The sequence below is a fragment of the Victivallis sp. genome, assembly GCF_048170485.1.
In the GTDB taxonomy this organism is placed as follows: domain Bacteria; phylum Verrucomicrobiota; class Lentisphaeria; order Victivallales; family Victivallaceae; genus Victivallis.
Genome location: NZ_DBEXAY010000066.1, coordinates 1 through 6,107 on the forward strand (window position 1 = coordinate 1; position 6,107 = coordinate 6,107).

At 62.9% G+C, this 6,107-nt stretch carries 4 protein-coding genes; all 4 read left to right on the forward strand.

Annotated elements, in window-relative coordinates; translation table 11 throughout:
* Positions 1-98 precede the first annotated feature (98 nt).
* The 4 genes from ACMLHG_RS03505 (at position 99) to ACMLHG_RS03520 (ending at position 6,046) form a co-directional block, all read left to right on the forward strand.
* Positions 99-1,070, forward strand: a complete 972-nt coding sequence (locus ACMLHG_RS03505) for an H-X9-DG-CTERM domain-containing protein (protein ID WP_417169567.1) — start codon at positions 99-101, stop codon at positions 1,068-1,070.
* Positions 1,067-3,715: a right-handed parallel beta-helix repeat-containing protein gene (locus ACMLHG_RS03510; RefSeq protein WP_417169568.1), complete on the forward strand. Its 2,649-nt coding sequence runs from the start codon at positions 1,067-1,069 to the stop codon at positions 3,713-3,715. Before ACMLHG_RS03505 ends, ACMLHG_RS03510 begins: the two co-directional genes overlap by 4 nt.
* Before the next feature lie 157 nt (positions 3,716-3,872).
* On the forward strand, positions 3,873-4,154 hold the full coding sequence (locus tag ACMLHG_RS03515; RefSeq protein WP_295807090.1) for an HPr family phosphocarrier protein: 282 nt from the start codon (positions 3,873-3,875) through the stop codon (positions 4,152-4,154).
* 11 nt (positions 4,155-4,165) lie between these two features.
* Entirely contained in the window at positions 4,166-6,046 is a 1,881-nt protein-coding gene (locus ACMLHG_RS03520; RefSeq protein WP_417169569.1) for a tetratricopeptide repeat protein, read from the forward strand.
* Positions 6,047-6,107 lie beyond the last annotated feature (61 nt).

The window sequence follows — 6,107 nt, forward strand, 5'->3', positions numbered from 1 at the left end:
GTTGACATTTTCAAAAGGTTGTCGTATAATTAAGTTAACAGACTGTGTCAGATTTCGGAATTTCTTTTCTTCAAATGGATTTATGTAGTGGAGGATGCATGGAAATCAACGTGGAGGCAAATCGTCCGTATCGAAGTGCCCAGAGACGGGGGAGGCCGTTGGCAAAAGGGGAGGCGGCAAATTCACCCGGCGGCACCGTGTCACTGCCGAAAAGCACATACGGGCAACATTTTACCCTTATTGAACTGCTCATCGTGATCGCGATCATCGCCATCCTCGCCGCGTTGCTGCTTCCCTCGCTGAACAAGGCGCGCGAAAAAGGCCGGGCCATCTCCTGCGCCAACAACCTTCGGCAGTGCATCACTGCCGAATCCACCTACGCCGTCGATTACAACGGCCGCTTCATCATGGAGGCGCCGCAGAGCAGCCTTCCTTCGAACGGCTTGCGCTGGTCGGAGATTCTCTCCTCCGGCGGAGAGAGCACTCCGCCGGCTTATCTGCCGCCGGTGGTGATCTTTGGGCGAAAGACCAGTGCCGTCGTCTCCTGTCCGGCCGCATCGCCGCGTTTCCACGAGGAGGACGGCGGCAGTCAGGTGCCGCAGCGCACCTACGGCGGCGTGCAGTGGGTGGTCCGCCCCAGCATGGTGGTCGGGCAGTCCAGCGTCAGCGAGGACACTGCCATCGCCGGCCGTTTTGTTGAAGAGATCAAGAAAGGCTCCAACCGGGTCGGCTCCTTTCTGGTCCTGCACCGGATGCGCAAACCGGTCGCGACGATGATCTTTGCGGACAGCGGCATCCCCCGCCAGCACACCACACTCCGGCAGACCGGGTTCCAATATGCGGATATGTGCCCCACCTTCAAGTGGACGAGCGGGAACAACAATCTGCACGGCATCATGCTCCGCCACTCCGGGCAGGCCAACGCCGCCTACGCCGACGGCCATGTGAAAAGCGGCACGCCGGTGGAATTCTACACACGCGGCCTCTTCCGCTGGAACAAGTTTGTCGACGGAGCGATGAACTCGGTCTGGTTCGGCGACGGAACTACTTCGGATTACATTCAACGATGAACATACAGCTTCTTTCAGAACGGGTGCTGCTGGTGACGGCGGCAGTGGTGACTTCGGCCATCGCGGCCGGAGAGACGATCCGGTACGATTTTGCCCGCGAGCTTCCCCAATGGACAATTGCACCTGCCGGGACGATTGAGGCAACGGCGATTGCCGGCGGCGTACGGTTGAAGGTGGTGCAAGCGCAGAATCGCGGCGACGGTGCGCTGGTCCGCCGGGAGAAACTCCCGCTTTCCAGCGATCGCTTCGCGTTCTCTGCGGAAGCGGTGGGCGACGCCGGATATCTTCAGGTGAAGACGTGGCGCAACGGCAGGGAGACCGGACGCTATTCCTCCGACGACACCACCGGCCGGATGAAACGGAGACTCCGCTGTGAATTTCCGCTTGACGGCGCCGACTACATTGAAGTCTGCCTGCGGATGAAGTTGAACAAGCGGCACCTCGGCAAATCGGCCGAGTTCCGGGACCTCCGGCTGGAGCCGGTGGTGCGCGATCCCCTGGAGGTGGTGCCTCTCTACCATTCCGCCTCCTACTACTGCAACGTTTCCTCGCCACAGGAACCGCCACCGGGCAAGGTGGAGTTCCGGCTCCCGGGAGGCGCGTGGCAGAGGGCGTATCCGCCGGTCTGGTCGGCGACCGACCGCCAGTTGCGCGGCAGCATCGTCGATCTCAAGGAGGACACGCTGTATGAACTGCGGTTCACGCCGGCGGCGGGGAAGCCGCTGATCCGGAAATTCCGGACCTGGAAGAGCGCCGTTCCGGTCGGCCGTACGGTTGACATCGGGAAACGTTCCGGAAATGAGACGATCGAAATTACCGGCGGCGGCACCCCCGACGGCTATCTGCGGCTGACCGGCGCGCCGGGCACGGTGCTTGCCGGTGGCGACCGCAAGCCGGTGCTCCGGATTCGCGACGCGAAGTATGTGATTCTGGAGAATCTGACGATCCGCGGCGGCGCACCTTCCGCCGTTGTGGTGAACAATTCCCGCCACATCCTTTTCCGCAACTGCGACATCTCCGGCTGGGGAACGGTGGGGCGACAGCGGCTCGACCTTGACGGCAAGTTCTACGACGACCGGGGCAGGGCGGTCAACTACACCGCCGGAATCGAAGTGATGAATTCCGATGCGGTGACGGTCGAACGGTGCCGCATCGACGAACCGCGCAACCGGGCGAACCCGTGGTTCTTCTCGCATCCGGCGGGACCGCAGGCGCTCTTCGTCGGAAACGTCTCCCGGATGGTGGTGCGCTGGAACGACTTCATCGGTTGCGAATTTCACCGCTGGAACGACGTTGTCGAAGGATGGGGCAACTTCAATCGCGACGGCGGGTTTGCCCGCGACTGCGATATCTACGGCAATTGCTTCGCATTCGGCAACGACGACGCCATCGAACTCGACGGCGGTCAGAAAAATGTGCGTTTCTTCGACAACTGGATCGAAGGCACCTACTGCGGCGTGAGCACCTGCGGCTGCATGTGCGGTCCCTCCTACGCATTCCGCAACCTGATTGCCAATCTGGGCGACGAGATGCTGGGCGCTTCCGCCAGTTTCAAATCCGGCCGGGGCGACGGCATGCTTCATATCTTCAGCAACACCCTGCTGGGAGGCTCCGGTGTGATCTGCACCAATCCGGAACTGCGTGCGGTGACCCGCAACAACCTCATTCAGGTGGGCGGTCAGGTGATCTACGAACGTCGCGCCATGCCCGGCAACAGTTTCGATTACGATCTCTGTTATTCATCGGGCGGAAAGAAGCGGGAAAACATCCTGATCGGTCCGAGCATCGGGCCGCACATGATCCTCGCGAAGACCGAGTTCCTCAACGCGGCCGGTGCCGATTACGTCATCCGCCCCGGCGCGCCGGGGGCGGGGGCCGCGGTCGAGGTGCCGAACTTCGCCGCCGCGGGGCAGGATATGGGGTGCAGGCCGGACGGCGCAAATTTTCCGCCGCGCCCCGGGCTCGGTTTCACCGTCGATGCTGCCCGGCTGGAATTCTCCTCCGGCGATGCGCCGGCGCAGTTCATCACGCTTGAAGCGCTGCGGGACTGCTCCTTCCGGATTGAACGGGGGCGCTGTTTCGACTGGGTCTCCGTCACGCCCGGTTCCGGTACGCTGAAGGCGGGAGAACGACGAAAACTTGCGGTGAAGCCGATTGCCGACCGTCTTGGTCCGGCCGGTGTGCGGCGCGGCGGCTTTTCGATCCGGCAAATGGACGGCTTCTCCCGCCCGGTGCTGGTCTATGTGCGGAACGACCGGGCGGAGGAGATTCCGGCGGAGAGTCGTGCCGCGGCGGTGTTCCGACATGACCGGCATGTGCCGTTTACAACAGGGCGCTGGGAGTTTGAGGTGGCGAAGCCGCAGGCGTGTTATGTGGTGGTCCGGCTCGGCGCTCTGCCGCCCCGGCTGGGGAAGGTAACGCTCCGGCTCGATGGCATGGAGCGGACAATCGGTCTGCGGACCCGGGAGCTTTATAACTACCCGATGGTGGCGAAGGGCGGGTACGCCTTTCTCGCCCGGCCGGAAAAGGTGCAGCTCGAGCCGGGCCGTCACACATTCGAGCTTCGGGCCGATGTGCCGGTCCTGCTGGAGTGGGCGGTTGTGACCCCGAATCCCTGGCCGCTCTTCACCCGGTTTCAGCGTTGATTTTGTCTCCGGATGGAACAAAAAGTCTGTGAAGATACGTTTTTCTCCGGTTTTTTGCTGTTTTTTTGCGGGGCTGGGGTTGCGCGAAGCACGATTCTGTATTATGTTTGACACCGGCAGAACAGTTGATCAACCACGAGAGGGAGCAGAAGACGAAATGAAAGAACGCATTTTCACGGTTCGCAACAAAGCGGGAATCCATTGCCGCCCCTCCAGCGTGATCCTCAATACGATCAACAAGGAGTTCCCCTACCACAAATTCACGGTGGAAACCAGTGACGGGCAGAACACGGAACTCAACAGCATTCTGACGCTGATCTCCCTCGGGCTGACCGTCGGCTCCAAGGCGATTCTGCGGGCTGAGGGGCCGGATGAGGAGAAGGCGATCCAGCGGATCGGCGATCTCTTCGAATACGAATTCGACTTCCCGCCGCGGTAGTCGCCGGCACGATGGCGGGCCTCGCTGATATGCCGGACCGGTTCGCCCGCCTCCGGCCGGTGTTCCTGCTGGCGGCGGCCGGGCTGGTGCTTCGCGCCGTCTACTGGGCGGATTATGCCGGTTTCCCGCTGTTCGATCTGGCCGTCGGGCCGGATGTCTCCGAATATGACGCGCGCGCCCGCGAAATCCTTTCCGGCGTATTTCTGCCGCGCGAAGCGGAGATCCACGCGCCGCTCTACTCCTGGTTTCTCGCTTTGCTCTATCAGCTTGGCGGAAGTTCGATTCCGCTGGTCCGGGCGGTGCAGCTGCTGCTGAACTGGGGCAGCTGGCTCGGCATTTATGCACTGCTCACCCGGCTGCACGGCATTCCACGCAAAGCGCCGCTCTGGTTTCTCGCGCTGGCGATGCTCTACCCGGTTCCCCTCTTCCATCAGGCGGAACTGATTTCCGAAGCCCTGCTTCTGCCGCTGCTGGCCGGGATGCTCGCGGCGCTCTACGTTGCGGAACGGAGCCGGACCCGCTCGGAGCGGCTTCTCCGTTTTCCGTTGGCCGGAGTTCTGGCAGGCCTGGCGGCGATCACCCATCCGATGAGCCTCGCCTTTCTCGGAGCGGAACTGCTCTGGTTCGGCTGGCGGAAGCGGTTCGGCGCGGCGATGCTCGTTCTCGCCGGTGCGCTGGTGGCGATTCTGCCGGTTTCGCTGGTGAACAGCTCCCTCGCGGGGCGGCCGGTTCTGATTCAGGCCAACAGCGCCTTCAACCTCTGGCTGGGGAACAATCCGGAGGCGACCGGTTCCTGTTACATCCGCCCCGGCACACAGTGGCGAACTCTTCACCGCGAGGCGGAGCAGGAGGCGGAGGCGCGCGGCGTCACGGTGGATCGTGTCTGGACCGGACGAGTCTTCTCCTTCTGGTGGAATCACCCGCTTGACGCGCTCCGTCTCGCCTGCGTCAAGGCAGGGAAGGTGTGGTACTGGCGGGAGTTGACGGCCGGGGCGGACCCGGAATTTCTCATCCGCCGCTCCGTTCTGATCCGCCTGGGCGGCGTGCTGACGCTGCCGCTGTTCGTCTTCGCCCTGATCGGAGTCCTGCGGGAGCGGAAGCGTTTTCTGCCCTGCCGCCACTTTTATCTGCTGCTCGGCGCCCTCTTTCTCATGCAAATACTGACGGTCACTTCCGGCCGCTACCGGCTGGCGATGCTGCCGGCGGTCTTCTTCTTTGCCGCGTGTGCCCTGGCGCGGCTCCGCTGGAGAAGGCACTGGTTCATCCTGCCGCTTTTGCTGGCGGCCTCTCTCCTGCTGCAGGGGCAGGACAGCGGCCGGGCGGAGGCGGCCGCTCTGCTCGGCGAAGCCGCGTTTCGCAAAGGGGAGTTCCGGGAGGCGAAGCCGCTTCTGGAGCAGGCTCTGCGGGAGATCGACGACGTTCCGCGTTTCGGCAATCTGCTCGGCGGCATCGCCATGGCGGAGGGGGACGCCGTCGGAGCGGAACGGGCTTTCCGGCAGGTGCTTGCCGCCGATCCTCTGGATGCCGACGCGCACATGAACCTCGGCAATCTCTGCTCCGTTCTGCCCGGCCGGGCAGGGGAGGCGGAGGAGCACTACCGCCGTGCTCTCGCTCTGCGACCGGATTACGCGGATCTTCACTTCAATTTCGGCCTGTTTCTCCAGCGCCAGGGGCGACTGCCTGAGGCGGAGAAGCAGTACCGACGGGCACTCGAATGCAATCCGGCTCATGCTCAGGCATTCAACTCCCTCGGCATTCTGGCGATGGGGCGCGGGGCGTTCCGTGAAGCGGCGGAATTTTTTCACCGTGCGGCGTCGCTTGAACCCGGTAATCCGGGATTTGCCGCGAACCGGCGGGCGGCGCAGGAGGCCGCAAATGCCGCAGAAAAGTGACAAATTTGTCACTTTATTGTGCTGATCCTCAGTTTTTGGCGGGAATCTTGTCGGAGCCGCT

Coding starts and splice junctions, on each gene's coding strand:
- ACMLHG_RS03515 (WP_295807090.1), top strand. CDS start 3,873: ATGAAAGAACGCATTTTCACGGTTCGCAACAAAGCGGGAATCCATTGC.
- ACMLHG_RS03510 (WP_417169568.1), top strand. CDS start 1,067: ATGAACATACAGCTTCTTTCAGAACGGGTGCTGCTGGTGACGGCGGCA.
- ACMLHG_RS03505 (WP_417169567.1), top strand. CDS start 99: ATGGAAATCAACGTGGAGGCAAATCGTCCGTATCGAAGTGCCCAGAGA.
- ACMLHG_RS03520 (WP_417169569.1), top strand. CDS start 4,166: ATGGCGGGCCTCGCTGATATGCCGGACCGGTTCGCCCGCCTCCGGCCG.